24 protein-coding genes and 1 riboswitch are annotated in these 26,873 nt (G+C 46.4%); of the genes, 8 read left to right on the forward strand and 16 right to left on the reverse strand.

Going from position 1 to position 26,873, the window contains the following annotated elements; genetic code table 11:
* The first annotated feature begins 560 nt into the window (after positions 1 to 560).
* Positions 561 to 1,667 (forward strand): aminofutalosine synthase MqnE, encoded by a 1,107-nt coding sequence (gene mqnE / locus MKX75_RS24030; protein ID WP_062837975.1) that lies wholly within the window; start codon positions 561 to 563, stop codon positions 1,665 to 1,667.
* Between the two features lie 234 nt (positions 1,668 to 1,901).
* Positions 1,902 to 2,963 carry an NAD(P)/FAD-dependent oxidoreductase gene (locus MKX75_RS24035; RefSeq protein WP_076333178.1) on the forward strand — a complete coding sequence of 354 codons (1,062 nt, stop codon included), beginning with the start codon at positions 1,902 to 1,904 and terminating at the stop codon, positions 2,961 to 2,963.
* On the opposite strand, the gene MKX75_RS24040 is transcribed toward MKX75_RS24035, so the two are convergent.
* Complete coding sequence (locus MKX75_RS24040; protein WP_062837976.1) at positions 2,960 to 3,214, reverse strand: YuzB family protein; 255 nt, start codon at positions 3,212 to 3,214, stop codon at positions 2,960 to 2,962. The genes MKX75_RS24035 and MKX75_RS24040 overlap by 4 nt on opposite strands.
* Before the next feature lie 80 nt (positions 3,215 to 3,294).
* On the opposite strand from MKX75_RS24040, the gene MKX75_RS24045 reads away from it, so the two are divergent.
* Positions 3,295 to 3,540: a NifU family protein gene (locus MKX75_RS24045; RefSeq protein ID WP_053783253.1), complete on the forward strand. Its 246-nt coding sequence runs from the start codon at positions 3,295 to 3,297 to the stop codon at positions 3,538 to 3,540.
* A gap of 137 nt (positions 3,541 to 3,677) precedes the next feature.
* Here MKX75_RS24045 and MKX75_RS24050 read toward each other — a convergent pair whose 3' ends face one another.
* Positions 3,678 to 4,457 carry an SDR family oxidoreductase gene (locus MKX75_RS24050; protein WP_339167171.1) on the reverse strand — a complete coding sequence of 260 codons (780 nt, stop codon included), beginning with the start codon at positions 4,455 to 4,457 and terminating at the stop codon, positions 3,678 to 3,680.
* Between the two features lie 173 nt (positions 4,458 to 4,630).
* Here MKX75_RS24050 and MKX75_RS24055 point away from each other — a divergent pair, with 173 nt between their 5' ends.
* A complete protein-coding gene (locus MKX75_RS24055) occupies positions 4,631 to 5,629 on the forward strand; it encodes a DUF2167 domain-containing protein (RefSeq protein WP_339167173.1) in 999 nt (332 codons plus the stop codon).
* Between the two features lie 119 nt (positions 5,630 to 5,748).
* On the opposite strand, the gene MKX75_RS24060 is transcribed toward MKX75_RS24055, so the two are convergent.
* The 6 genes from MKX75_RS24060 to MKX75_RS24085 form a co-directional block, all read right to left on the reverse strand.
* Positions 5,749 to 6,588: a MetQ/NlpA family ABC transporter substrate-binding protein gene (locus MKX75_RS24060; RefSeq protein ID WP_339167174.1), complete on the reverse strand. Its 840-nt coding sequence runs from the start codon at positions 6,586 to 6,588 to the stop codon at positions 5,749 to 5,751.
* 75 nt (positions 6,589 to 6,663) lie between these two features.
* A complete protein-coding gene (locus MKX75_RS24065; protein WP_076333181.1) occupies positions 6,664 to 7,323 on the reverse strand; it encodes a methionine ABC transporter permease in 660 nt (219 codons plus the stop codon).
* The gene (locus MKX75_RS24070) at positions 7,324 to 8,358 is read right to left on the reverse strand and encodes a methionine ABC transporter ATP-binding protein (RefSeq protein WP_076333231.1); all 1,035 of its coding nucleotides are present in this window, start codon (positions 8,356 to 8,358) and stop codon (positions 7,324 to 7,326) included. It lies immediately after the preceding gene.
* 126 nt (positions 8,359 to 8,484) lie between these two features.
* Positions 8,485 to 8,625, reverse strand: a riboswitch (SAM riboswitch).
* A 169-nt stretch (positions 8,626 to 8,794) separates the two neighbouring features.
* A complete protein-coding gene (locus tag MKX75_RS24075; protein ID WP_076333182.1) occupies positions 8,795 to 9,514 on the reverse strand; it encodes a Cthe_2314 family HEPN domain-containing protein in 720 nt (239 codons plus the stop codon).
* Between the two features lie 200 nt (positions 9,515 to 9,714).
* Entirely contained in the window at positions 9,715 to 10,638 is a 924-nt protein-coding gene (locus MKX75_RS24080) for a heme A synthase (protein ID WP_268801834.1), read from the reverse strand.
* Between the two features lie 387 nt (positions 10,639 to 11,025).
* Positions 11,026 to 11,370, reverse strand: a complete 345-nt coding sequence (locus tag MKX75_RS24085; protein ID WP_062837984.1) for a thioredoxin family protein — start codon at positions 11,368 to 11,370, stop codon at positions 11,026 to 11,028.
* Between the two features lie 142 nt (positions 11,371 to 11,512).
* On the opposite strand from MKX75_RS24085, the gene MKX75_RS24090 reads away from it, so the two are divergent.
* Positions 11,513 to 12,799, forward strand: coding sequence for a DUF2515 family protein (locus tag MKX75_RS24090; RefSeq protein WP_339167178.1), 1,287 nt, complete (start codon positions 11,513 to 11,515; stop codon positions 12,797 to 12,799).
* Between the two features lie 214 nt (positions 12,800 to 13,013).
* Here MKX75_RS24090 and MKX75_RS24095 read toward each other — a convergent pair whose 3' ends face one another.
* From MKX75_RS24095 to MKX75_RS24125, 7 genes are all read right to left on the reverse strand, one after another.
* The gene (locus MKX75_RS24095) at positions 13,014 to 14,642 is read right to left on the reverse strand and encodes a polysaccharide biosynthesis protein (protein ID WP_339167179.1); all 1,629 of its coding nucleotides are present in this window, start codon (positions 14,640 to 14,642) and stop codon (positions 13,014 to 13,016) included.
* 61 nt (positions 14,643 to 14,703) lie between these two features.
* Positions 14,704 to 15,144 (reverse strand): DUF456 domain-containing protein, encoded by a 441-nt coding sequence (locus MKX75_RS24100; protein ID WP_047841365.1) that lies wholly within the window; start codon positions 15,142 to 15,144, stop codon positions 14,704 to 14,706.
* Positions 15,145 to 15,198: 54 nt separating this feature from the next.
* Positions 15,199 to 15,948 (reverse strand): Cof-type HAD-IIB family hydrolase, encoded by a 750-nt coding sequence (locus tag MKX75_RS24105; RefSeq protein WP_076333185.1) that lies wholly within the window; start codon positions 15,946 to 15,948, stop codon positions 15,199 to 15,201.
* A 405-nt stretch (positions 15,949 to 16,353) separates the two neighbouring features.
* The gene (locus tag MKX75_RS24110) at positions 16,354 to 18,303 is read right to left on the reverse strand and encodes a penicillin-binding protein 2 (protein WP_339167180.1); all 1,950 of its coding nucleotides are present in this window, start codon (positions 18,301 to 18,303) and stop codon (positions 16,354 to 16,356) included.
* 397 nt (positions 18,304 to 18,700) lie between these two features.
* Positions 18,701 to 20,737: a penicillin-binding transpeptidase domain-containing protein gene (locus MKX75_RS24115; protein WP_339167182.1), complete on the reverse strand. Its 2,037-nt coding sequence runs from the start codon at positions 20,735 to 20,737 to the stop codon at positions 18,701 to 18,703.
* A 105-nt stretch (positions 20,738 to 20,842) separates the two neighbouring features.
* Positions 20,843 to 21,988 carry a transglutaminase domain-containing protein gene (locus MKX75_RS24120; protein WP_139331951.1) on the reverse strand — a complete coding sequence of 382 codons (1,146 nt, stop codon included), beginning with the start codon at positions 21,986 to 21,988 and terminating at the stop codon, positions 20,843 to 20,845.
* A gap of 18 nt (positions 21,989 to 22,006) precedes the next feature.
* A complete protein-coding gene (locus MKX75_RS24125; RefSeq protein ID WP_062838060.1) occupies positions 22,007 to 22,462 on the reverse strand; it encodes a hypothetical protein in 456 nt (151 codons plus the stop codon).
* A gap of 216 nt (positions 22,463 to 22,678) precedes the next feature.
* Between MKX75_RS24125 and MKX75_RS24130 the strand changes: the two genes are divergently transcribed.
* Entirely contained in the window at positions 22,679 to 23,854 is a 1,176-nt protein-coding gene (locus MKX75_RS24130; protein ID WP_076333188.1) for an MFS transporter, read from the forward strand.
* Between the two features lie 521 nt (positions 23,855 to 24,375).
* Positions 24,376 to 24,723 carry a toprim domain-containing protein gene (locus MKX75_RS24135; protein WP_062837991.1) on the forward strand — a complete coding sequence of 116 codons (348 nt, stop codon included), beginning with the start codon at positions 24,376 to 24,378 and terminating at the stop codon, positions 24,721 to 24,723.
* Positions 24,724 to 24,797: 74 nt separating this feature from the next.
* On the opposite strand, the gene MKX75_RS24140 is transcribed toward MKX75_RS24135, so the two are convergent.
* Positions 24,798 to 25,409: an SCO family protein gene (locus MKX75_RS24140; RefSeq protein WP_062837992.1), complete on the reverse strand. Its 612-nt coding sequence runs from the start codon at positions 25,407 to 25,409 to the stop codon at positions 24,798 to 24,800.
* A 432-nt stretch (positions 25,410 to 25,841) separates the two neighbouring features.
* Between MKX75_RS24140 and MKX75_RS24145 the strand changes: the two genes are divergently transcribed.
* Positions 25,842 to 26,822, forward strand: a complete 981-nt coding sequence (locus tag MKX75_RS24145) for a metal-dependent hydrolase (RefSeq protein WP_339167184.1) — start codon at positions 25,842 to 25,844, stop codon at positions 26,820 to 26,822.
* Positions 26,823 to 26,873 lie beyond the last annotated feature (51 nt).

Below are 26,873 nucleotides of genomic sequence, written 5' to 3' on the forward strand. Positions count from 1 at the left end.
GTGAGCAACTACAATGTTTCCTTCGGAAACATACTTCGTAAGCCTCCCGCTTATTTCGGCTGAATCCCATATTCGACGCTGAGATGCCGCTAGGCATCCTTCGTAATCAAAAGCGGACTTTTTGAACTACCTTTCATTAACTCTTCTTTAAATTATACTCCACCCCGTCAAGGGTCTCAAGTCATGTTTGCCTCTTTCCGCGTTCCCCCTGAACTCCTTTTTCTTCCCAGTGTATTGAACCCCCGCGACACGAGGTTTATAATGAATAGGTGGTCGCACTGAAATGTCGATATTTTGTCATGACTTATTCAGACGATGGTCATAATTGGAGTTGTAATTTTTTTCACATTTCGAGACTGCAACGCAGTCCCCAATGCATATATGAGTCAACAGACTCCATTTTTTGAAAAAATTTAGCTTTCATATGCAGCACACGCTGCACCGGGTAAATAAGAGTTAGTCCTTATAAGAAAGCGGCAGATGACCGCATCTTTGCTATGTAGTTCTGTATGCAGATCCTACACACAACTCAAATCCGGTTAAGAACAGGAGGAAACAGTATGTCTACATTGGTAACACCGTTCACAGACAAAAGAATGGCTGAAATCGTTGAGAAAGTGCAGAACGGCGTAAGGCTGAGCGTAGAAGACGGCGTATATCTGTATGAAACAGATGATCTGCTGACTTTGGGCCAGTTGGCCAATGAGGCCAACCTGCGGAAGAATGGTAAGAAAGTGTATTTCATCGAAAACATGAGTCTTTATTTTACAAACGTATGCGAAGCTCGCTGCGCTTTTTGTAATTTCCGCAAAGACCAGGGTGAAGATGGCTCTTACACATTGTCCGGTCAGGAAATGATCGATTATGTGGAACAGCATATTCATCCAGGCGTAAGAGAGTTCCATATTGTAGGCGGACATAATAACCATGTTCCTTTTCAGTATTATGTCGATTCCCTGCGTGCTTTAAACGAGAAATATCCGGATGTTACGCTGAAAGCCTACACGGCAGCCGAGATTGATTTCTTCACTCGCATCAGCGGACTCAGTATTAAGGAAGTTCTACAGGAGTTGCAAAAAGCAGGTCTGAAAACATTGACTGGCGGCGGCGCTGAGATTTTGTCGGATGAATATCGCAAAAAAATGCGTGTAGACAAAGCGAACGTGGATCGTTATCTTGAGGTGCACCGCACAGCTCATAACCTGGGCATGCGTACGCATACTACGATGTTGTATGGATCGATTGAATCCTATGAGGACCGCGTTAACCATATGGCGCAGATTCGTGAATTGCAAGACGAGACCAACGGATTCATGGTCTTTATCCCGCTTTCCATGCAGCCAAAAAGTAAAAACGCGAGCATTATGCGTCGTAACTCGGCCTATGAGGATCTCAAAACAATTGCGATCAGCCGTTTGATGCTGGATAACATCGATCATATCAAAGCCTACTTCATCAACATCGGTCCTCAACTGGCTCAAGTCGCCCTTGGATTCGGTGCTTCGGATGCACATGGCACGATCGTTCGCGAACGAATTAGTCATGCAGCAGGTGCACTAACGCCTGAAGGCCTCACCCGCAAAGAGCTCATTTGGCTAATTAAAGGTGCAGGACGTATTCCGGTAGAACGTGATACGTTCTACAATGAAATTGAAGTGTACGAATAGTAAATTAACACCATCTATAACTATATTGCACCAGCATCACTCCAGGACGCTACTTTCATTATAGAGAGACGTTTGAATTCGAGTGGTGCAAACTGCTGATTTATATCTTCAATTTTCAATGTCTATTTTTCAATAATTCAAATCCAAACAAAAGGAGCAGCTATGTTATTGCATAGCTGCTCCACAGGTTACAGCCCCATTTCAGTGGGACTGATGCAGAAAGGAAGCCGAGTCATGAAAAATTTCGTCATTCTTGGAGGCGGCTATGGCGGCCTCACCATCATCAAGGAACTTCTGGAAGGTAAAATTCCATCCGATACACAAATTATTTTGGTGGACCGCAGCCCCTTCCAGGGATTAAAGACCGAATATTACGCACTCGCAGCAGGCACCGTATCCGATTATGACCTGCGTATCCAATTTCCCGTGAGCGATAAAGTCACTTACCGTTATGGAGAAGTTACTTCGATCGACCTGGAACAGCGTCAGATTGAATTTGAAGGCCAAGACCCGCTCGTGTACGACAAGCTTGTCATTGGACTTGGTTGTACAGATCGTTTCCACAACACACCAGGCGCCGAAGATTACAGCTGTACCATCCAGAGCTTCAGCAAAACACGCGAGACCTACCTGCGTCTTAATGAGATCAAAGCCTATGGCAATGTGCATATCGTTGGCGGCGGATTAAGCGGTGTCGAGATGGCAGCCGAACTTCGTGAGAGCAGACCCGATCTGAACATCAGCATTCTGGATCGTGGCGAGCGTGTATTATCTGCTTTCCCACAACGTCTGTCCGTTTATGTGCATGAATGGTTCAACGAACATCAGGTAGAGACACGCGGGCATATCGCTATTTCACGTGTTGAACCGAATGCCATCTATAACCGGGATGAACAGATTCTAACGGATGCTGTCGTGTGGACTGCAGGCATTCAGCCCGTAAAAGTGGTTCAGGATCTGGACGTGACCAAAGACCCTCAAGGTCGTGTCGTCCTGAATGAATACTACCAAATCCCGGAATATACCGATGTATATGTTGTTGGTGACTGTGCGAGTGTCCCTTATGCACCTAGCGGTCAAGCTGCCGAAGTGCAGGGTGAGCAGATCGCCCATATTCAGCATGCCCTCTGGAAAGGCGAAAAGCCCAATCCACATCCACTCAAGCTTCGTGGCACACTAGGTGCACTCGGCAAGAAGTCCGGGTTTGGGCTGATGGGCAAAACGTCCATGATGGGACGTGTACCTCGTATTTTGAAAAGTGGTGTGCTCTGGATGTCCAAGCGCCATCTCGGTTAGTCGAGATCGAGCTCGTCCCAAGCATCGGCTTCGGCAATTTTGGCCAGAATGGCGTTATATAGATCCTCTACTTTGTCTGTGATGACAACTTCGCCATTCACCAGTGCAAAAGGAGTCATATAACATTGGCCACAGTTGGTAAGGCAGCCGTATTCAATCACGTCATAGTCTGGATTTTCTTCCAGTTGATCCATGACTTCATCTGTGCCAAAATGCATATTATTGGCACAAAATTCAATAATCGGTCTCATGTAGGTTCACCTGCTTTGTTTGACCATTTTAATTTACGGCCAATTGTAATATAATATAGTAAGGAAAGGAGTTGAAAAAAATGAGCGAAAACGCACAAAGCACCATGTACGATGAGGTATCTGATGTGCTTGACAAACTTCGTCCGTTCCTGCAACGCGATGGCGGTGACGTGGAACTGGTCGACGTGGAGGACGGCATCATTAAGCTGAAACTGGTCGGTGCCTGCGGCAGTTGCCCAAGCTCCACCATTACCTTAAAAGCCGGGATTGAACGCGCCCTTCTCGAAGAAGTTGAGGGTGTACAAGAAGTCGTACAAGTATTCTAATCAATCCTTCACGAAATAAACCTCAAGAGCCTTTCGCTTCGCATGAAGCGGAGGGCTCTTTTTTTGTGTGCATATGCAGAGAGTCCATTTCTCACTGTCACCTTGACCAGTTTTCCACGTACGTCCTTCATTTCACCCTAAGTATCCTCGCGCTGTATGGTTGGACGAATCGGATCAAGTCCTCCAGATACATCCATAATGTTGCCTGTTATAAAATCGGAATGATCCAGGCACAGATACGTAATGACTCGTGCAATATCTTCACCGCTACCGGGTCGTCCTCTTGGCGTTTCCTCGTCGGTGATGCCTGCCATCTCATCAATCGTTTTTTCCTTGTTGGCACCGCGAATATCTCCGGGACATACCATGTTAACCGTAATTCCAAAAGGAGCTTCTTCAACCGCGAGTGTCTTCGTAAAAGATACCAGACCAACCTTGGCAGCCGCATACACTGCGCGGTGGGGCCAGGATCTCGCTTCTCCGGCATGACTGAAGCCAAAATGGATAATCCGTCCCCATTGCTTGCGTCTCATCTCTGGCAATACACGCTGATCCAGTAACATGGGCCCCAACAGGTTACCCTGTACAAGCATCTGAACCTCACCTTCAGCATACTCCGCAAATAATCGACGCTCACGGACAAATGGTCCCGCGTTATTTACCAAAATATCAATGCTGCCCAGCTTGTCTTCCACCTGTTCAACCAATGAAGCAATATCTTGCACCTTGGATATATCAGCCTGAATGGCAATGCACCGCACACCCTTGGCTGTAATCTGAGCCCTTAAAGCCTCAGCTTCTGTTCTGCTGTGTACATAGTTGAGGGCAATATCACACCCCTGATCTGCCAGACTGAGGGCCGTCATTTTACCAAGACCTTTGGCACTTCCCGTTATGAGGGCAACCTTTCCCTTCACGTTCATCCCCCTCTTCAAAGAGCAGTCACTATCCAGTATAAAAGATTTATCCTCCTCCTACAACTCGGTTATCTCTAAGGAAGTATCCACCTATAATTCCAAATATATCTTGATCGAAATCAGACACCTGTGATACTGTCGAGGATATAACCCGAAAGGACCTCAACATGAACATGAAGAACAAAAGATGGATATCGTTTCTTACACTTTTGATGGTGAGTTTATTCACAATCTCTAGTGCCCTACAGGTATCAGCGGCAAATGAGACTGACCAGGCACCTGATGAGTACGATTGGATTACTGGACCAGCATCTGTCTCTCTGGACGGTAAGGCCACCCTGGAAGTCCCTGAGAGCCATTCCTATCTGGATAAGGCCAATACCCAACGTTCGATACTTAACAGTGGTGGAAAGCCTAACGGGAATGAAATCGGAAGCCTAACCAGCCATAGCGAATTCGACTCGTGGTATGTCGTGTTCGAGTACGTGAAGACAGGTCATATTCATGATGACGATCAAAACCTGAGTGCTGAAGAACTGTTAAGCAGTTATATCCGAGGCACAGAAGAAGACAACAGAGAGCTTGATCCTGAATATAGAACGTACATAACAGGATGGGAAATCGAACCGGCATATGATAAGACCAAGCATCAGTTGGTCTACTCCCTTGGTTTCAAGAATGCTGATCAGCAAGCCATGGTGAATTACAATGTAAAGCTCCTGACACGCGAAGGGTACATCACAGCCATTCTGGTTACAGATACGAACACCTTTCAACAGAGCCGCCAGGCATTCGAGGAAACGGTCCTTAATCAACTTAGCATTAATGCAGGATATACCTACGAGGAGTACAATGCTTCGACTGACAAAACATCCACCATAGGGCTCAACAGTCTTCTGATGGGCGGGATCGGATACACAGCTTCCCACAAATTCAGTGCTCTTCTTTTGCTCAAAAAAGGATGGGCCTTGATCCTGGTTGTCGTTCTTGGGCTAATCGGGTGGATCAGATACAAGATCAAAAGCTCACACGGAGAAGAAGAAACACTCTCTCCCTCCGAGAGGACGTACCTGCAAGAAGCAGATGAGCAGCAGTATGCTGATCAGAATGAATTATCCTATTACCGCCAATCTGGGCATCCATCCAACGTGGATAAACAAGATAAGCCCTGACCCTTGTTGATTCCCACGTCAGTACAGACTAGGAAACATAAAATAAGCCGTATATCTCTTCTGGAGAGACATACGGCTTATTTCTTACAAACTTTACATCACATCACACATATCGTGAATTATTCAGTTGCAGGTTCAACTGCACCTTTATAACGTTCTTTGATGAATGTTTTCACTTCTTCGGAGTGCAGAGCAGCAGCCAGTTTTTGGATTGCATCTGCATCCTTGTTGTCCTCACGGGAAACGAGGATGTTTGCGTATGGGTTACCTTGCAGATCTTCGATCAGCAAAGCATCATTCGCCGGATTCAGGTTCGCTTCAAGCGCATAGTTAGCGTTGATGAATACCAGATCCGCTTCATCCAATTGACGAGGCATCATGGCTGCATCCAGCTCAATAATATCCAGGTTCTTCGGATTTGCTGTGATATCTTGAATCGTAGATGTAATATTTGTGTTGTCTTTTAGCGTAATAATGCCTTCCTTCGCGAGCAACAACAGTGCACGTCCACCATTGGATGGGTCATTCGGAATCGCTACTTTTGCGCCATCTGCCAATTCATCCAAAGACTTAATTTTTTTGGAGTATCCGCCAAAAGGCTCAACATGAACTGGTGTTACAGCAACGAGGTTGAATCCACGTTCTTTATTCTCTGTGTCCAGGTAAGGCTGGTGCTGGAAGAAGTTTGCATCCAATTTTTCATCAGCAAGTTGCTGGTTGGGTTGAACATAGTCATTGAACGTAACGACTTGCAAACGAATCCCTTGTGCTTCCAGTTCAGGCTTGATGCTTTCCAGAATCTCTGCGTGTGGTGTAGGTGAAGCTCCAACTTTCAATTCAACTGTACGTGGTGCACCTGCTGAATTGTCTGCGCCGCTATCGGCGTCCTTGTTGTTTCCGCAAGCTGCGAGAACCGCAATCAACATAAGACTAAGTAGAGCAATAGACCATTTTCTCATCTGTAAAACCCCTTCTCTAATCATTTTTTTCATGTGGCATCCGCATTATTGCACATCCATCATGTTATCTATGTGTTATTTCCTGGTGAAAAATGTAACCAAGCGATCTCCAGCCATCTGGAGAATTTGCACTAGAATGATCATCGACACTACGGAGATGATCATGATTTCATTTTGATAACGATAGTATCCATAGTTAATTGCCAGTGTTCCCAGGCCTCCACCACCAACCATGCCCGCCATCGCCGTATAGGAGACGAGCGTAACGATGGTAATCGTTATACCAGCAAGCAGGCCAGGTAATGCCTCAGGCAGTAACACCCGTCTTACAATCTGTCCGGTCGATGCGCCCATCGCCTGTGCCGCCTCAATGACACCCCGATCCACTTCACGCAGCGTGTTCTCCACCAAACGGGCGAAATAAGGAGCTGCTGAAATCACCAAAGGAGGTATAACGCCGAGCACCCCAGTAGCTGTACCGACGAGTGTACGAGTGAATGGAATAAGAGCAACAATCAATATGATGAATGGGACTGAGCGCAAAATATTAACAATCAGGGATAGTATCGTGTACACTGCCCGTGACTTAATCGAAGCAGAACGGGCTGTCATGAACAGCAGAACTCCGAGCGGTAAACCTAAGATAACGGTAAACAAGCCTGATACACCCAAAATTTGCAGTGTCTCTATGGAAGCTTTACCAACCTCTTCCCAACGTACGGTTGAAAAATCCATCTAACGTAGCACCTCCACATCAAGTCCCTCTGCGGTTAATTCGGATATCGTCCGTTCAATCGCATCTGACTCACCCTCGAACCGAACGGTCAGTTGCCCATAAGGAACCTGTTTGATCGTAGAGATCGTACCTTGCAGGATGGCAAAATCTACACCTGTCTTGCGTACCGTTCTGGACAAAATCGCTTCATACGTTTTATTACCCAGAAAGGATATCTTCACAAGTTTGGAAGCAGCACCTGCCTGCAATTCAACGCTTGCATTCACCAGAGCGGTCTCTTCCAGAGCAAGTCCAGCTTCATGGTCACGCATCGTGAAGTCCCGCGTAATGGCGTGCTGCGGCTTCAGGAATACTTCTGTTACAGGCCCCTGTTCCACAATGCCACCTTGATGAATGACAGCAACCTTGTCGCAGATGTTCTGGATAACGTGCATCTCATGTGTAATCAGCACAATCGTGAGGTTGTATTTTTCATTAATGTCGAGCAATAACTTCAGGATTGAATTCGTCGTCTGCGGATCAAGTGCCGAAGTAGCCTCATCACAGAGAAGTACATTCGGATCACTTGCAAGCGCTCTTGCAATCCCAACACGTTGTTTCTGTCCACCAGATAATTGGGCCGGATATTTACTGCTATGGTGCTCCAGGCCAACCAAAGTAAGCATTTCCTTCACTTTGCGATCAATGGCTTCCTTGGGTGTATTCACAAGTTTTAGTGGAAAAGCCACATTGTCATATACCGTTGCCGAGGATAGCAGATTAAAGTGTTGAAAAATCATGCCAATCTTGCGTCTCTGTTGCTGCAACTCAGTTTTGCTCAGGTCAGTCAAGTTGATCCCGTCAACCCATACTTCACCCTCCGTTGGACGTTCCAACAAATTAATACAGCGAATCAGTGTACTTTTGCCCGCTCCGGAATGGCCAATGACGCCATAAATTTCACCCTTGCGGATGCTCAAATCCAGATTGGATAACGCTGTTGTGGCTTTTGCCCCTTTACCATACGTCTTTGTTAATCCTTTTAATTCAATCAATAGCACTTGCCCCTTCCTACCACCTACATGTATCTTTACCCGAAAGAAAGGAAAACTCCCCTTTACGTACAAAAAAAAGAAGAGCCCCTTTGCAGATACAAAGACGGCTCTTCACGTGAATTTACCTTCTCATCTGCCAAAATCGTGTCTTGCACCATTTTGTAGGAATTAGCACCTAACATCTATAACGAATGACACATGTGTCATTCATTATAAATCGGTTGCCGGGCTTCATCGGGCCTGTCCCTCCGCCGCTCTCGATAAGAAATATGAGGTTGTAAGATTCTATAAGTTCATGTAGTTCATGTTATATACTGTTCAATAGTTCAGAAACTTCTGTAAAAATAACGATATTCATGTACCATTCGGTATGAAACTCAGTATAATCCAAGTATTCCGATTTGTCAAAGGGAATTATTTCATTTTATTTACTGCGTTAACGTTTCTTACCTTGCTTAAGCCATATCTGATTAATGTAGCCGTATGAAGTACTTAACGTTTCACATACCATATCCACGCCCTGACGCATTTCATGCACATGCTGATCCAGATCCTCCAACTTCACTTTCCCTTGCAACGTCTGGTGTAACTGCCACAAATCATCATGCATTTCAGAGTTCATGTAGTGAATTTCCATGTTACGTCGTTTACGCAGCTTGCTCATCGGTTCACGATATGAATCCTTGATCTGAATCAATCGCAAGGCAAGGTCATGATGCTGCGTCGCATAATCGAACTGCCTTAACACGGTAAAATAAGAAAAATGTGCTTTTGTATTTGAGGTATTCAGTTCGAATATTTCATTTAATACGGTGCCGACTTTATCCAGAATGGCAAAACAACGGATGAAGCCATCTTTATAAAAATAAACATATCGGGCATACTCGGCTTTCTCGGCCTGCGTCATATCGTCCGTAGAGCCTGCAACGACCTTTTTGCGAAAATGAGCAGCAGCGAAACAGCTTTGCTCCAGTTCATCCAGCGAGGAGATGAGTCCCTGCGTCCACACATACAGTTTCCGATAGTCATGCGTGGGATCATGGTCCACATGCATTTGTCGCTGAAACAGCTCAAGCGTATGCGCCATAGAATCCATCGCTTTCTTCAATAACCCTTCGTTTATACGTGGCTTTTCTCCCAGCAATGTTCGCAGCATAACTAACCTCCTCTTTTCCACATCAACAAGGATTCATCACCATCATACTTAAACCATTCCGAGTATACGTGTAATTGCTGCTTGCCATAGGTTGCCCTGATCCCCCTGACATCAAACAAAGTCCACCTGTCCAATGATGTACATCACTGGATGGTGGACTTTCAAATTTAGCCCAAGAGTCGTTCCAACCTCAACGAAATTTAGAAACGATTAGCCGGGCGATGCAGCTTGTACACTAAGAAACTCATATACGTTAAAACCCCGAACAATATGGCGATATCCAGCATATGAGCAAGGGCTACGAACATGTATACTTCCGGACGGCTCATCGTCACCATCATGAAAATACCAATGACCACTTGCATCAAAATCAAAATAACGGATACCACACCAAGGGTACGCATCTCCTTGTTATCCGGATGATTACGGTAAGCGAAGTGACCCAGAATGGCGATCACAATTACGAGCGATGCAGCCGCAGCACGGTGAGCAAACGCAACCGCCACCCCACCCGAAAGCTCAGGAATAATCTGCCCGTTACAGAGCGGGAATCCGGAACATCCGCCTGCAGAATCCGTGTGGCTCACAAATGCACCTGTGTATACAACGAGATACGTATAAACCGTGGAGAACCAGACCAGATTCCTGAATTTTTTAGTGACCCGAGGGTATTTATTCAGACGCTCCAATCCGCCATCTTTGGCCTCCTGCCTTATGCCCAGCGCCATCATAAGGGAACTGGCAAAAGCAATCAATGCAAAGCCGAAATGCAATGCCATGACTGCTGAAGATTGGGAGAAGACGACGGCAAAAGCCCCCATGATTCCCTGGACGATAACAAATACCAAGGTTAAGAAAGAAAACAATTGCAGGTCACGACGTGACTTGCCGAACCGCAGAAAAGCAACAAATGAGGCAATGGACAACAGTCCAGCCAGTGCGCTTACAGCGCGGTGGGAATATTCAATAAGTGAAGCCACAGTATGTGCCGGAACGAGTTTTCCGTTACATAAAGGCCATTCCGTTCCGCAGCCAAGGCCCGATTCCGTTTTGGTTACGATGCCTCCACCAAAAGTGGCCAGAAACATGACAAGACAGGTTAATACGGTTAACCATTTAAACAAAGTTAAGTGCTTCAATTTTTTCTCACCCGCTGTTGGTTTAAGATGGCGAAGAATATTCTCCGCTTGTTTCGGTACTTTGACACTTATTTCACAACTAAACTCATTATACCGGATAAAATGTTCATTGACGTCGCGCTTTGTGACAAAATGTTAACGTCTGGTGAAATAATGACCCACAGGTCATTGAGGATATGTACAGAAGCGTTTCTTACATCGAACGTCGAACACACAAACGCCATTTCCCTATTTCAAGAGAAATGGCGTTCTGTTTAGTATACCCTTTTACAACATGAACAATCTCCAAGGATAACAGCGATCGGAAGGTTATTCTGTCATCGGAGTGTCTGTGTGTCTGTGTAATTATTCATCATTTGAACTTATTTAACATCATTTATGGATGGTGTTGTACACCTCAACTGCACGATCCAGGAACTGCTCAATCTCTTCTCTCGACTTGCGCAGCTTGTTCACGTAACGTACGAGTTCGCGGCCATCTGTATACGCCACAAAGCTTGGAATACCAAGAATATTTTGTTCTTCACTAACCGTTCCAACCTGATCCACGTCGACCTCAATCAAAGTCAGTTCACGTGCATATTTCTCTTCAACCTCAGGCATAAACGGATCGATGTATTTGCAGTCACCACACCAGTCAGCCTTGAATACGGCAATCGTTAAACGTGGTGATTGAATGGCTACATCAAATGCCGGTTTGGATGTAATTGATTCCATTGGGTTCATCTTCCTTTCTGTACCTTGTCTTAATCTAAGTGAAGCAAATTGGCGAGTGGAAGTCAAATAATCAGCGCATACTTAGAATAAACCACATCGTCTGTGAAATTAAACCCAGAACATCATGAAAGGATGTCACAACATGACTTCCACCAGAACCGATTCTTCCAGCGAACAGCATCACGGGTCCCTACTGCAGATTGTTCGTTCCATTCCGGGAGCTGCCCGGGAAATCTGGCGTGGCAAACAGGCTGCATGGCAAGCTTCGGCACAGCTTCGGCATCCATTGCGTGACATCGAGTGGGATACTGATACGGCTATCGCTCTGCAATCCGAGGTGGAGCGTTTGTTACCTGCCAGCGGCAAGTCTTTTGCACGCACTGACCAGGTCCAAAGTGCTCTCGTCTGTGAAGAAGATTGCATCATTCTGGAAGAGATCAAGACGCTGACCCAAGAGCATAATCGGAGTAACATCACTCGCACGGCAGCCTATCTGGAATGTTACGAGCAATATCCTGAACTGCATTGGGCGCTACTGGCTCATATGGTCTCTCGCAACGGCGGATATCACATGACAGATCTTCAGAGTGACCTGATGCATAATTTACAGAATCAAAGCGATCGTGAGCATATGTATCGACTGTTAGAACGGTGTAACGCACTCATCTTCCAGGATGCATATCCCCAGCTTCTGCTGTATATGAACAGTCGCCGGATCGGACGAAGCTGTTTTCATCTCTTGTCACACTTTCACGTATCGGCGTTCATGACGCCGTTTTGGGAACGCTTTTGGCTGGAACGGTGCAGTTCACTGCTAAGTGTGGCATTAATTATTAATGAGCAGAACTATATCGAGAGCCGGGTGGTGCAGCATCCTTATTTTCAAAAAGAAGTACTTTCCAAACCCGCGTTCCATCTGCATAATCTGGCCGGTCTGAATCATATCGTCTTTCCTCTAGGAAGAGAAGCCGGGCTTGCAGGACGGGTGATTGAACATTTTGGCAAGCTGGATGAGCGAATTCTGTTTGGCAAAGGCCTGTATGCCCTGTTGTTTGGTGTAGAGCAAGTACACACACAAGTGTTGGAATTCGCACGTTCGGTTCCCCATCGTGGCTCACGTGCCGAATATTGGCCTGGCCTGTTTACCCATCATGAAGACGAGGCGGGTGATCATACACTTTATGCTCAGGAGCTACTGGATGAAGAATGGCTACCCAAAGGGCAACGATTGTATAGTCCTGAACTGCTCGCCGTATGGGGAGACACGCCTTATGAGCCAATCACCAGACAGGACTGGCTTCAGACTCGGGATTGTCTTGGTTATCTGACGGCACCGCGCCGCCCATGGCTGTTTGAGATGAGTCACGAACATCGGTATGGCATGCTGAAAACAGCACTGGCTCATGATGCTAAAGCGACCATTCACTAAAGTTGAAGATCATATGGAGCAGGCAAAGCCGCATGATGTAGATAACCCGATGCACCGCTAGTATAGGTTTACTTACCTAATAATTTGCCTAATGTCCAACTCAGGCTCTCAGCTGGTCTTAACGATACAAAAAGCCCTGTCCGCTTCGACAGCAGACAGAGCTTGTATCTTATTTTGCACAATAATGATGCTTAAATGATTATATCCTTCCAGGTTAACCTCTTTGCACGCCTCCACGTTGGAGACGCATGAGTGGACGAAGAATTTTTTGCAGAATACGGGGGTAACTGCCCAGCTCGTCCTTGCGCAGTACACGCAGCACGACCATGAGAACCAGATACACCCCCACCACAAGCACTCCAACCACAAGGCAGGTGAGCAAGAAGGATACGCGTGCTGGCAGGAACAGTCCAAAGATCATATTGCCAATCCAGTTCGCTGCAAATCCTACACCTGCTGCAAGCAGCACTGTAATGATAAACCCTTTCCAGCGATCTCCCATAATGGAGAAATCAACGATTTTGCGAAGGACTCGCAGATTCAGGTACGTGATCACCAAGAAGCAGAGAGCTGTTGCAATAATGATGCCGTAAATACCGAAGATAGGCGCCAGAATCAAACTTGCGACCAACTTGATCACAACACCTGCTGCCACACTCACCATCGTAATCCGCGGTTTACCTACCCCAAGCAAAATGGAGTTGGTGGTCATCATCGTAATCTGAAAAATGGTACCGAATGTCAACAAAGCAATGATCGGCGTTCCATCCAGATTGGTAAACAGCAATCCGTTGACGGAATACGCTGCCGCACAAAGTGCAATAACAATCGGCATACCTGTCAGAATCGAAATGCGCAACGCAAGTGTAACCTGATTCTTCAGATGGGCTTCATCCTTGCGGGCAAATGCTGCTGAAATGACAGGCACTAACGATTGACTCAAAGCGATAGCCAGAATCGGAGGAATCCCCGCAATACTTTGGGCCTTGGCACCGAGAATCGCAAGTACACCTGTCGCCTCTTCAAGCCCGATCTGGCCACTAAGCAGTGGAACCACAAGGGATGAATCGATAAAGTTAATGGCTGGAACCGCAAGTGAAGACAGCACAATTGGAATAGAGAGCTTAAAGATATCACTGTAGATGCCTCGCATCGGCAATTGCTCTGCACGCTCGTAATTCAATTGCGCCGCACGATCGCTACGACGCAGCTTCAAGGTGAAGTACAGCATGACACCGAAAGCACCAACACTTCCTAATACCCCACCAAATGAAGCACCTGCAGCAATCGTTTGATCATCATAATTCCATTGCAGCATGACATAAGCCACGATAATGGCTGTACCTACACGAGCAAACTGTTCCACAATCTGTGAAATACCGCCTGCTGTCATGTTGCCGCGTCCCTGGAAATATCCACGCATCATCGCAATAGCCGGGAAGAGCAGCAAGGCTGGGGCCAAGGCGCGAATGGCGCTGACTGACTCCGGTACTTTGGAGACATAGGTGGCATAATAAGGTGCCGCGAACCACAATAAAGCAGACATAACTACCCCAGCGACAGCTGCAAAGATCAGAGCTGCACGGTAGATCTGTTGAGCTTCACCCGCGCGTCCGAGCGCATAGCGTTCCGATACCATTTTGCTCAGAGTACTCGGTATTCCCGCCGTTGCCACAGTTAACAGCATTAAATATACCGTATTGGAGATCGTAAACGATGCGTTACCGATATCGCCGAGGATATGCTCCAGCGGAACCCGCTGAACCAATCCGAGTACTCTCGCGATCAGCGCAGCGGCCGCCAGAATGAGCGTACCCTTAATGAATGTTTCTTTCTTAGACAAACCAATTCCCCTTCTTTCCTCCACACCGGACATGCATCCCGTTGAAGCTAATCCTGAACGTTTAGGCGAATCTTACCACCCAGATAATAAAGAGAACAATCATGACGATTTGCAAAATAATTTTCATCACAGTGCTCGTAAATAGTCCCACCACGGAACCAAAACCAACTTTCGAAGCTTTGGAAGGTGAAGACCCTCCGATCAGTTCCCCGATAAAAGCACCGATAAATGGTCCCAGCACCAGTCCGAATGCCGGAATGACAAATGGCCCAATGATAACACCAATGGTACTCAGCGTGGTCGATAACTTGGAGCCACCGAACTTCTTCACGCCCCAAGCGCTGACGACATAATCAGCCACGAACAACACGACAACAATCAGAATCTGGATGATCCAGAACCACACGCCGAACGGATCAAAGCTGAAGAACCAGCCGTAGACCAGAAATGCAAAGAAAATCGCTACAGCACCAGGCAGTATGGGATATACCGTTCCAGCCATTCCCACTGCAAACAGCAGCACAATTAAAATCCAGGCAATGGTTGCGAGCAAAGGTTACTCCCCCTTCAAAATATGTTCACGGATCACTTCGACGATACCGTCGTCATTGTTACTCGCTACGATCAGATCGGCCGCTTCCTTCACTTGCTCTTGCGCATTGCCCATCGCTACACCAAGACCTACGGCCTCGATGACAGCCAGATCGTTCAGACTGTCTCCGACAGCAACAACTTCGGACATCTCGATGCCCAGCAGCTTGCAGACTTCGGCTACACCACTTGCTTTGGATACGCCAGCAGGGTTGATCTCAATATTAACGGGTGAAGAATTCGTCATTTGCAGACCACCCATTTGTTGCAGTTCCATCATAATCTGGTGACGCACTTCATCCACTTCGGTATTGAAGCCGAATTTCAACCATTCCAGACCTTCAATATTGTCTGTCCAGCGATCACGATTGAACAGCTCTTCCACGGAGTATGCCCAGTACCAGCTATTATATTTCTCTCCAATTTCCTGCATTTTGCGAATCAATGCCGGGTCCATCAGATGACGCATATGCAGATCATGCGGTGCTTTCCAGACCTCACTACCGTTAACGGTAACCATCGGTGTCTCCAGTCCCAGTTGGACCGCATAAGGCATCGCGTGGAATACGGCTCTTCCCGTGGAAAGGCACACATGCACACCCCGACGAATGGCAATCTGTATCCACTTGGCGGTCTCCTGCGTAATTTCATGATTATCGTTAAGCAATGTTCCATCCATATCCAATGCAAGCAATTTGTATTTCAGTTCACTCATACAGTAGTTCCTCCTAGGTTGTCTCTCTCCAAGTTGAACTCATGGATATCCATTCAGGCACTACGCGGGCCCTCTAGGTTCCACAATGGTTCTCCAGTTCAGCTTAAAGGTTCTTTTTATCTATTTTTAAACATTCTTTCACAACAAGATCGCCCGGCATCCACAAAACGGACGCTCCGGACGTCACAGCTAACGACATTTTACCACAGATCATCTGTATGCAACAAAATAACCCGTAATCGAAACGTTGACGCTTCACGACAGATGTATATTCCAAATCGAACTAACCATTCATGTCTTTAAGGCAAGCATCATCCAAAAGAGGCAAGGGATAACTCCCCTGCCTCTGCAAATCAAATCTAATTCATTCACTGCATATCAGTGCATTTCAATATTCTGTATTACTTACTCTTGGTCTTGCTTCTGATCTTTCTTGCCTTTCGGTGTTCCATCGAGACCGTATACTTCATCGTATGCATCGAAAATTTTCCGTGCAATTGGCGAAGCACTGACTGACCCGAAACCACCTTCCGGTACCACAACCGCTACAGCCAGCTTCGGATTATCCCTCGGTGCAAAGGCAATAAACACACCATTCTCTTTCTTGTTCGGCCCTGTACCCTGCTCCGATGTTCCTGTTTTCCGTGCATAATCGTATGGGAAACCGTCAAATGAGCTTACTTTGGTGACCATACCCTTATGAACTTCATTCCAGTGCGCATCGGCAAAGTCAACTTCATTGAGCACTTTAGGTTTGATTTCCTTCACCACATTGCCATCCGCGTCACGGATTTCCTTCACCAGATGTGGTTCCATCCGCTTGCCTTTATTGGCAAGCATCGTCGTGTATTGGGCGAGTTGCATCGTGGTGTACTTGGCTTGTTGTCCAAAGGAGGCAAATGCCAAACGTGTTAGAGCTGATTCATGATCTTCTTTGTATTCCAGCCTACCCAAGAACTCGTTAGGTAAATCTACTCCCGTAGAGACACCCAAACCGAAATCCTGCATGTATTTGTGCCAGACATCGATGCCTTTCTCTGAGCCGTATTTGCTTAACAAACGTTTACCCACCATGTCGATCATGAAGGCATTCGAGGATTTCTCAATCGCTCTTCTCGCCGTAATAGAACCATTATAAGCAGAATGCGAGTTTTTCACTTGTCGTCCGTCTTTCCCCAAAACTGCATATCCCTGATCATGATATGTCTGTCCTGCTGTAAATAATCCCTCTTTCAATCCAATAAGGACACTTAGCGGTTTGATCACCGATCCAAGGAGTACAACGGATTCCGCCCGACTAGGCTTGGCATCATTCGGTGGGAACGACTCGGTGGTTCCGTTCCTGAATACATACTTAATTTTGTCATAATCCCAATCGTTCGGATCATAATCCGGCATACTTGCCATGGCTACCACATTTCCTGTATCCACTTCCATGGCTACTGCGTATCCCGTAATCGCCTTCGGAAGTCTGCGCAGTTCATCCGTAATCGCCTCTTGTGCAGCCATCTGAATTTCCTTGTTAATGGTGGAAACCAGACTGTAGCCTTTCTCTGGTGGTGTTTGTAACATCGTTCCATCTGGCAGATTACGTGCGTCAATATCAATGGACTGGTAGCCACTTCGTCCACGAAGTTCCTCCTGATATTGAAGCTCCAATCCATCAAAACCAACCTTCTCTTCCTCGTGGTATACAAGACCAGGATCACGCTGGGTACTTGCCCCCTCGCGGATGGCCTTATATTTGGCAAGGCTGTCTGGTGCCCGTTTGAACTCCCTTGTGTAACCCACAACCTGAACCGCTACGCCATCCGGGTCATACTTTCTTATGTTTTCTTCTAGCACCATAACGCCCGGATAATCCGCTTTTTTCTCCATGAAAAAGGCAATTTCTTTGGTCGATAGATCCGACTTCACTAGTCTCGGCACATATCCAAACGTTTTCTGATAATCCAGATCCAATCGTTTGATGATCTCTTCCGCATCCGGCTGCTCTTTGTCCCCTGGATTAAACTGCTTAAACACAGCCGCCAGATCATGAGCCAGTTCCTCTGCTTCCTGTCTACGTTCATCATTCCGATAATCCTCATATAACAACACATAGAGGGACTGTACAGGTTCGGAATAAGCGAGCGCGACTTCCCCTGTCGCATCATAAATGGGACCACGAACAGGTGCAAGTGGGATATCCTTGGTATTTCGACTTGTTTCCATATACGTCAGTTCAGGACCCTCCACGAATTGTACAAAGGCCAACCTGAAAATAAGGATACTGAATATGACAAATGCCGCGAAAAAAAACAAATTCAGCCTTGCGGTGGAAGGCTTATTGACGGGTGTATCTTCCTCAGTCATGGGTTTCTTCCTCAATCGGTTAAACATGGTTTAAGCCTCTCCCGTTCCTCTATAAAAATAAAATATCTAATCCATATTGTGGATGTGCTCATTCCCCTATTTAATCCTTTCTCATACAAGTCTACCAAAGGCTAGCTGTCACGTCTTTCAATTTTTGGTTACATTTTCGTAAACAGAACCGTTACACTAACCAATCTACCGATTTAAATGTAAACACTGACATATCAACGTTATCCCGCTCTGTCGAAAGCGTTTACCCTTTCCTTATATAAACGTGATACAGCTCATTTGGTTACACATTAATGCAATTAATTAGTTCACTCCCTCGATCCATGCTCTGCGTAAATACAAAAAAGAGGACCCCGCCAAGGGTCCCCTCTGTAATCAATGACCCACATCACTGTGTGCCTGATTCCGATTCTGCATCTTTATTTTTGTCCTTTTTCGGTACACCGTCGAGACCGAATTCCTCGTCATAGGCATCGAAGATCGCACGTGCAACCGGAGCCGCACTACTCGAACCAAAGCCCCCTTCGGGGATAACCACAGCAACAGCCAGCTTCGGATTATTACGAGGTGCATAGGCGATAAACACCCCATTATCCACCAGTTTGCCACCTACAACCTGTGTCGATGTTCCTGTTTTTCTGGCAAAGTCATAAGGGAATCCGCTAAATGCGGATACCTCGGTTGCCATGCCTCGTTGTACTTCATTCCAGTAGGCATCGTTAAACTCCACCGTGCTGAGTACCTTCGGTTTTACTTTCTCGACCACGTTGCCTTCCGAATCCCGGAACTCTCTGACCAGTTGTGGCTCCATTCGCTTTCCTTTGTTTGCCAACATCGTCGTGTACTGTGCTAACTGCATAGTTGTGTATTTCCCCTGCTGTCCAAAGGAACCATACACAAGACGCGTCAGCGAGCTTTCCGTGGTGTTCATGTAATCCCGTATGCCCAAGAATTCATTCGGCAGATCCACCCCTGTGGATACTCCAAGGCCGAACTGCTTCATGTATTCATCCCATTTGTCAATTCCGGTCGCACCGTATTTCGAGTACAACTTCTTCCCGATCTCATCAATCATGAATACGTTCGAGGAATGACGAATCGCATCATGCGGACGCATCGCACCGTACACATGGCCTGATGAGTTCTGAACTCTGCGGTTGTCTCCACCAAAGGTCGTTGAACCTCTATCCGAATAAACGGTATTTGTTGTGAAAAAACCTTCTTTCAAACCGATCAAGACACTAAGCGGTTTGATCGTGGAGCCGAGTAACACGATCGATTCGGCTCGCTTTTTAGAATCATCCGGAGGGAAAGAACGAATCGTACCATTTTGGTACACATATTTAATATCATCGTATTGATCATTCGTGATACTGCCTGTTCTCCAGAGGTTGGTATCATAATCCGGCATACTGGCAGCAGATACGATTTTCCCCGTGTCCACTTCCATCGCAACTGCAAATCCGGTCTTGGCATTCGGATGCAATTTACCGGAAACCGGATTCCGATGAAGCCAACTCAACTGATCCATAATGGCCTGTTCTGTTTTCACCTGAACGTTCTTGTTAATGCTGGAAATCAGGTCGTACCCTTTCTCCGGCGGGGTAGTACCAGCCACACCTTCAGGCAAGTTACGCAAATCAACATCAACGGATGTATATCCGCTTTTGCCGCGGAGAGCATCCTGATATTGCAGCTCCAGTCCATCAAAGCCTACAAATTCATTTTCCGTGTATACCAGGCCCGGATCCGTTTGCGTTTTATTGGCCTCGTCCACCTCTTTGTATTTGTCCAGGGCCTTCGAACTTCTGAACTTCTTCAGATAACCGATGGTCTGAACCGCTACCGTATCCGGATCGTAGAATCGTACACTTTCCTCGACGATCTGAATGCCTTTGAACTCGTCCTTATGCTGTAGGAAGTAAGCTACCTCTTCCTCGGACAGATCACTCTTGATCAGTCGTGGCATAAAACCGTTCGCCTTGCGTGAATTCAGGTCCATCTCTTCGAGAATTTGCTCCACTGTAAGTGGCTCTGAATCCTTCAGCTTGTACTGTTCGAATACATCATGCAACCGGGTTGCGATGTCTTGCACTTCCCCAATATTCGGACTCGGCTGACCGCCCACATCCCCATAGTTTTTATAAAGTGTCAGGTAGAGAGACTGAATGGGCTTGGAATAAGCCAACTTTACTTCACCTGTGGAGTCATAGATCGTTCCCCTCACGGGAGGAAGCGGTACATCCTTGGTAATGTTACTCGCTTCTTCCTGGCTGAGTTCAGGGCCTTCGACAAATTGCAAAAACGCCAATCGAACAATAATAACGCTAAAAATAACAAAGGAAGCGAAGAAAAATACGTTCATTCGGTAGCTAAAGCGCCGTTTGTCCGTAAGTTCGTCCTTCTCATTGGAATGCTTTTTCATCCATCCTACCTCTTTCATGACTTGATGCATACCGCTCAAACTGGTTCTTCCCGGCATGATAACCTGGCAACGTCGTCATATTACGGACCCTTGTCCGTTGTAATGTTAAGCTGATTGATCCTTTAAGTGGGTGTCGGCAAAATTCGGAGGATTAAACCAATCTCCACTGATGGCCCACGTCGGATCAAGCGGAACCCAGCTCTCGGAATCACTCAAATACACTTCATTCCACGCATGCGGACCGTATCCGCCCTGGCCGTTATACCCCAGTCCTGTAACGACTTTGACTTCGAGTCCTTGTGAGCGGGCCATCACAGCATATAGACGGGCATAATCAATACATACGCCTTTTCGTGTATCAAAAGTATTCTGTGGATTCTGTTCATGCCATATGCCCTTTTGCTCATAGTCATCCACTTTACCATAGTCATACTGAATCCGTGAACCTACCCAGTCGTATAGCGCTCTTGCTTTGGCCTCATCTGTCGATTGGCCTTTCACAATCTCACTCGCTGCAGATTCAATATCCGTCGGAATATTATGGTCAATGACTTCATATTTACGTTGCAGGATGCCGCCCAGTTCCTTCTGCACAGCCTGCGTAAATACAGGAAGCTTGTCCTTGATGAACGTGCCTGACAACGGTTCGATAACCGACTTTGCCCCTTGCATATAGATTGGAGATGCCTCCACATACCTGCTGAACATGCTCCCAGGGTAGAGACTTACAATCATGAATAGCACCGCAATGACAATCATTCCGCGGACGGAGCCTATAATTGTGCCAATCAAGGCACCTGTCAACCTGCTAAACATACCTTTAGGAGCACTTTCCTCGCCTAGACCCTGCCTGCTGCTAAAAATGAATGAACTCAGCAATCCAAGAATCAGTCGGATGAGGCCGTAGCTAAGTACAAATAATACGGCGAACCGCATCAGCGGAAAGTCTGCAATCGCCGTAACCAACGTATAATACATCTGTTCCCACCGATTTAACTCACGGTTAGGCATGGCTGAAGCATACGCAGACAACCACTGCTGCACATATGGCGCAAGCCACATCGTTAAACCGATCGACAACAGAATACCAATCACCGCCATAATGCCATCCATCAGGAACCCGAAGAGTCTGCCTGCTGAACGCGAAGCCCCTCTGGACCAACCCTGCAACAATGAAGCAGCTACAATCAGCAGCAGCATAATTGTGATGCCATTAAACTCCTTCAGGCTGTCCAGCCAATTCTGCAGCACGAACTGATTCCCCCTTTACTACGATGCTGGTGCTGTTTTGTTCTCCTGTGCCTGTTCGACAAACGTACGTATCGTTTCATTGTCGAGTTTCCATTCGCCAAGAGAAATTCCGCGGAAGGTCACATCCACTTTATCCGATTGAGTTCGACCCTTAATCTCCACATTGGGACTTGTGATGGTGAATGCTCCATCCTGTCCTTTAACGTATGTCGCTTTGGAAGCTTCCTTAAGCATCATGCTGGTCGCTTCTTTCTTCAATGTGTCCATCGTACTGGATTGTACGTCTGTCACTGTCTGTTTGATCTGATCAATGGAGATGCCGCTGTATATCAGTAGAGCCGCAATAATGATGATGGCAATCGCCCATTTCAATACGGTTTTGACCACATTCAGAACAAAGAACAAAATGATCAACGCAACCACGATCACTAGCCAGTTCTGCATCACAAACTCTTTGATTACTTCTATGTTCATGATTACACCTTCCGTATTAGAATTCATTCGTTACACTTCCCGAATATTATACATGATTTCCGAAGCTGCTGTCAGCTAAGCCCTCTCCCGTAAAAATAAAGGGTCTAAGTTCGTCCCGCCGGGCGTACAAGTAGTACCATGAGGTTCTGCTGACGAACGGGAACACGTTCTAGATCTGTAGTTTGAACACGCATCGCTTAACAAGGAGGGGCTTATGTGAAAACGGCCATCTGGCTATACCTGTTTTTGTTCCTTGCGGTATTTGATTTGCACGCCCAGTATCCCATTCTGACCCCTTTTGCCATCTCGCTTGGAGCTGCCCCTACCTTCATCGGCTGGATGATGGGCATCTATTCCTTAACACATCTTCCTGGCAATCTGATTGCTGGAACGCAAATCGATAAACATGGCAGTCGCCGCTACATTGTGTTCAGTCTGCTCGGGGCAGGATTCATCCTGCTCCTGCAAGCCTATGTACAGACACCATGGCAACTGCTCACCCTGCGTTCCATCAGTGGTTTTGTACTGGCCTTCCTGTCTCCCGCATGTCTCGCCTTGCTTGCACAGTTATCCAGCGATCCGGTGAAACAGGGGAAATATATGTCGGGTCACGGGGTAGTGCATACCCTCGCTTCTGTTGTATCGCCAGCAGCCGGTGCGATCATTGTGGGCTCTATGGGCTTCTCCGCTACATTCTCAGGCTTGGGTTATCTGCTTATTCTCACAGGTGTCATTGCATTCATGACGATGCCTCGTGGTATCGTCAAGCAGCACGAGAGAGTAACTGAACCTGCTAAACCTGATGTCTCACCAGCAAATGCACAAAGTGCATTTCTACCAGTGTCCTGGCGATACTTTGCCCTGCCTCTGGTTATTGCCTGTGCCCAAGGAATTCTCTTCTTCGAATTACCCCTGCGAGGAGGAGGACAATCGTCCATCATGTCTACCGGACTGCTTTTCTCCATTATCAGTATTGGGGCACTCTTCACACTCAGCATGTTATTTCTCAACCGGTATTCCCCCAAGCTGCGTCTGGTTGCGGGCGTGCTGTTAATGTCCTTGTGTTTTTTTGTGATGGCAGCCATTCCACAAATCCCGTTGTCCACCGTATTATTTGTACTCGGGATGTCCAAAGGCATTATCTTTCCAGCTATGGCTACCCTATTTATACGTCTGAGCGGAGGAAGCAAGCTGGGTCGCATTTTCTCACTGCAATCCATCGCCACCTCCATCGGTTCTTTCATCGGCCCCATCACAGCCGGGCAACTGCGTGTCGGGTTATCACCCTATTTCATCGCCTTTGTTTTGTTAATGATTGGTATGCTACTGCTTCCATACTATACAACCAGACGCGAGGCATCCCTGTCCGATCCCAAAAGTATATTAAACTAAATTCCGATCAGTCTCTGTCTCCTTACCTTTATGGCATCAATTAGGCCAGTATTTTCATTAGCTTTGCATCATTCCCCCATTTACAGCTAAACTATATAAAATGGACTAACGTTTTACACGTTGATGGAGTGGCTCAGGGATCATAAGCGCCGTCTTTAAGATTTCATCTTTTTCTTAAATATCATCATTAGGTATGGACGATCATTGGAAGTAGTGAAGGAGACGGAATCGATTTTGAAGAAGCGATAGCGTTCGCCTTTGTCTTCATATTTCAACCTATAAAAATTCAATCAGAAATTTGGAGACAACAGCGATCGAAGGAACGATCCGTAACCGTAACGGCCACTACTGATCGAATTACTTTCCTGATGTATGTGAAAAAGAATTTAGAAGTCAGAGGTGTTCCTGTCCGCGTGGTGAACAGTGTAAAGAAAGGAGTCCATTTTATATAATCAGTCGATTTTCGCTGCAACATTTCCCGGGGAATGTCGACATAAGCTCTCGAACAAGAGGTGAATATCATGCCTATTCATGTCATTGTGGAAGGTAAGAATGATCGAAGCAAACTGAAACGTCTGGTCGGACCCGAAATCAACATTCTATGTACATTTGGAACACTAAATTCCCTCAAGCTGGAGACCCTGCGCAAGCAAGTCGGTTATGATGAAGTCTTTTTATTTATGGATAATGACAGTTCCGGCAAAAAAATTAGAGGTGTGCTTCGGGATGCTTTCCCGGATGCAGTACAGATGTATACACGACGAGGATATGCGGGGGTGGAAGGAACACCTGATGAGTATATCATTGCCCAGCTGGAGAAAGCCGGGTTAGAGACATACATCCAATACCCTGAACATCCTTCCTTTTAAATGAAATACCAAAAGGCTGCCATTGGGTTGATATTCAACCTGGAGGCAGCCTTTACAATGTGAGTATCAGATGATTATTCCTTGATCAGATTCCGAATATCCTCGGCAATGGCAGCTGGCACAACGTCCTCTGTATTAAATGCGTTATATACTTTGCGTAGCTGGTTGTTCTCATCCACCAGACCAATCATGTTCATATGGGCAAAATCGTCCTTATTCTCCCCTTCAATCAGGATTTGGAATGAATCCCTGGCGAACTGTTTTGTTTTGTCCATATCACCTCGCAAGAAGTACCATCCGGAATAATCCGCATGGAAGCGGTCCGCGAATGTCTTAATCTTCTCTCTTGTATCGACTTTCGGGTCGAATGAAATGGATACAAACGAGACATCTTTACCGAAGGTGTCGTCCTCTTTCAACAGATCCTGCACCTGGGATAATGTAAACGTCGTAATAGGGCAGACATCCGGACAACTGGTGAAATAAAAGTAGAACAAACGGACTTTCCCTTGGGTGTCCTCCAGGGATACCGTACTGCCATCTACATTTTCCATGGAAAAGGATTGAATTTCACGAATCTCGGGTAATTTTTCCTTACTGGCAAAGACGGTACCCCACATCAGATACACAGCCATAATCAGTGCGAGCCCCAGCAGCATCCATGTCCATTTGTACTTTTTCAGCATCTTCCTCGTCCCTCCTGTATCTTTTCTTATCAATACGCATACATATGTGAACCCAAAATCACGCTCGTTACGCTTCATCCATCTACTGTGACATATGTATTCAAAGAAACCTACTTTTTATGAGATTCTATATTATTGTAACGGTTTAAAGGAACAATGCCCATACATTTTTAGCGTTGTATATCATTCCATTTGTTCGTATGTGCTCTGACAATTTTTCTTTCTGTATCCGATATAAATTTTATCATAGGAAATGCCGAAATAGTTTGACAAACTGCGTACATTTATTGGTTATAATACATTTATTGTCATCCATTCGAAATTTGGGGTGTTTTGCATCCTGACAGGCGGATATTATACACTATAAATGGGTATCACCTAGATAGAGAAGCAATATGCCTTACAACGATACACCACACAAAGGAGACGTTTATGGATACCTCTACACATTTTGTCATGGGGATTGGTTTAGCCGGTCTGGCTTATGTCGATCCTGTCGTCGCGTCCAACCCTATGCTTGCAGCTGCGGTAATGGTTGGCACGATCGCCGGTTCCCAGGCCCCTGACATCGATACTGCGTTACGTCTCAAAAGCAATTCGCTTTACATTCGGAATCATCGGGGCTTGTCACACTCTCTGCCATTTCTCCTGTTATGGGTTCTGCTCATCACTGGCGTCATTGCACTGATATTCCCTGGTGTACCTATTGGACACGTTGCCACTTGGACCGCTGTAGCCGTAGGCGTTCACGTATTCACTGATCTGTTCAACACCTATGGAACCCAAGCCGCCAGACCTTTTACAGAACGCTGGATCGCCTGGAACATCATTCATATTTTTGATCCGTTTCTATTCTCCACGCATGTCGTGGCTATCCTGTTATGGGCCTTTGACCTGATCGCCCCTGCACCACTCTTCGTGACGTTATATAGCTTGACGGGACTATATTATATATGGCGGACGATTGCTCGTGCACAAGCGGTCAGAAAGGTTAGACGTCTCGACAACAGCCCAGAGCAAGCAAAATATATCGTCATTCCGACGATATCCTGGAATCGCTGGCATGTCGTTAAAAGAGTTGAAGATGGCAGTTATGAGATTGGTAAAATGGATGGTTCTAATCTGGCATGGAGTCTGCAAGCTTCATCTTCCACCCATGCGGCCGTTGCTGCTTCACGCAAATCGCCGGAAGTCAGTGCCTTCCTCTACTTCACCTCCTATGCGGTGGCAGAGGTTGAAGAATTACCTGCCGGTTACAAGGTCCGCTGGGCTGATGTACGTTATCGACACCGGAAACAATATCCATTTGTCGCTGTAGTCGTGATGGATCGAAATTTTGAAACGATCGATACGTATGTAGGCTGGTTAAGCGATGAGAAGATGGATAAAAAACTTTTATCCGCACGCCCTTGACGAAGCGAGCATGGCAAGGCACAATCAGACATAGGAAATGATACGCGAGAA

Source organism: Paenibacillus sp. FSL R5-0341, assembly GCF_037975235.1.
Lineage (GTDB): Bacteria > Bacillota > Bacilli > Paenibacillales > Paenibacillaceae > Paenibacillus > Paenibacillus amylolyticus_A.

What these genes read in the sequence shown, in the direction of transcription:
- mqnE (WP_062837975.1), top strand. Translation starts at nt 561, where the DNA reads ATGTCTACATTGGTAACACCGTTCACAGACAAAAGAATGGCTGAAATC.
- MKX75_RS24035 (WP_076333178.1), top strand. Translation starts at nt 1,902, where the DNA reads ATGAAAAATTTCGTCATTCTTGGAGGCGGCTATGGCGGCCTCACCATC.
- MKX75_RS24040 (WP_062837976.1), bottom strand. Translation starts at nt 3,214, where the DNA reads ATGAGACCGATTATTGAATTTTGTGCCAATAATATGCATTTTGGCACA.
- MKX75_RS24045 (WP_053783253.1), top strand. Translation starts at nt 3,295, where the DNA reads ATGAGCGAAAACGCACAAAGCACCATGTACGATGAGGTATCTGATGTG.
- MKX75_RS24055 (WP_339167173.1), top strand. Translation starts at nt 4,631, where the DNA reads ATGAAGAACAAAAGATGGATATCGTTTCTTACACTTTTGATGGTGAGT.
- MKX75_RS24060 (WP_339167174.1), bottom strand. Translation starts at nt 6,588, where the DNA reads ATGAGAAAATGGTCTATTGCTCTACTTAGTCTTATGTTGATTGCGGTT.
- MKX75_RS24065 (WP_076333181.1), bottom strand. Translation starts at nt 7,323, where the DNA reads ATGGATTTTTCAACCGTACGTTGGGAAGAGGTTGGTAAAGCTTCCATA.
- MKX75_RS24075 (WP_076333182.1), bottom strand. Translation starts at nt 9,514, where the DNA reads ATGCTGCGAACATTGCTGGGAGAAAAGCCACGTATAAACGAAGGGTTA.
- MKX75_RS24085 (WP_062837984.1), bottom strand. Translation starts at nt 11,370, where the DNA reads ATGGAATCAATTACATCCAAACCGGCATTTGATGTAGCCATTCAATCA.
- MKX75_RS24090 (WP_339167178.1), top strand. Translation starts at nt 11,513, where the DNA reads ATGACTTCCACCAGAACCGATTCTTCCAGCGAACAGCATCACGGGTCC.
- MKX75_RS24100 (WP_047841365.1), bottom strand. Translation starts at nt 15,144, where the DNA reads ATGGCTGGAACGGTATATCCCATACTGCCTGGTGCTGTAGCGATTTTC.
- MKX75_RS24105 (WP_076333185.1), bottom strand. Translation starts at nt 15,948, where the DNA reads ATGAGTGAACTGAAATACAAATTGCTTGCATTGGATATGGATGGAACA.
- MKX75_RS24110 (WP_339167180.1), bottom strand. Translation starts at nt 18,303, where the DNA reads ATGACTGAGGAAGATACACCCGTCAATAAGCCTTCCACCGCAAGGCTG.
- MKX75_RS24115 (WP_339167182.1), bottom strand. Translation starts at nt 20,737, where the DNA reads ATGAAAAAGCATTCCAATGAGAAGGACGAACTTACGGACAAACGGCGC.
- MKX75_RS24125 (WP_062838060.1), bottom strand. Translation starts at nt 22,462, where the DNA reads ATGAACATAGAAGTAATCAAAGAGTTTGTGATGCAGAACTGGCTAGTG.
- MKX75_RS24135 (WP_062837991.1), top strand. Translation starts at nt 24,376, where the DNA reads ATGCCTATTCATGTCATTGTGGAAGGTAAGAATGATCGAAGCAAACTG.
- MKX75_RS24140 (WP_062837992.1), bottom strand. Translation starts at nt 25,409, where the DNA reads ATGCTGAAAAAGTACAAATGGACATGGATGCTGCTGGGGCTCGCACTG.
- MKX75_RS24145 (WP_339167184.1), top strand. Translation starts at nt 25,842, where the DNA reads ATGGATACCTCTACACATTTTGTCATGGGGATTGGTTTAGCCGGTCTG.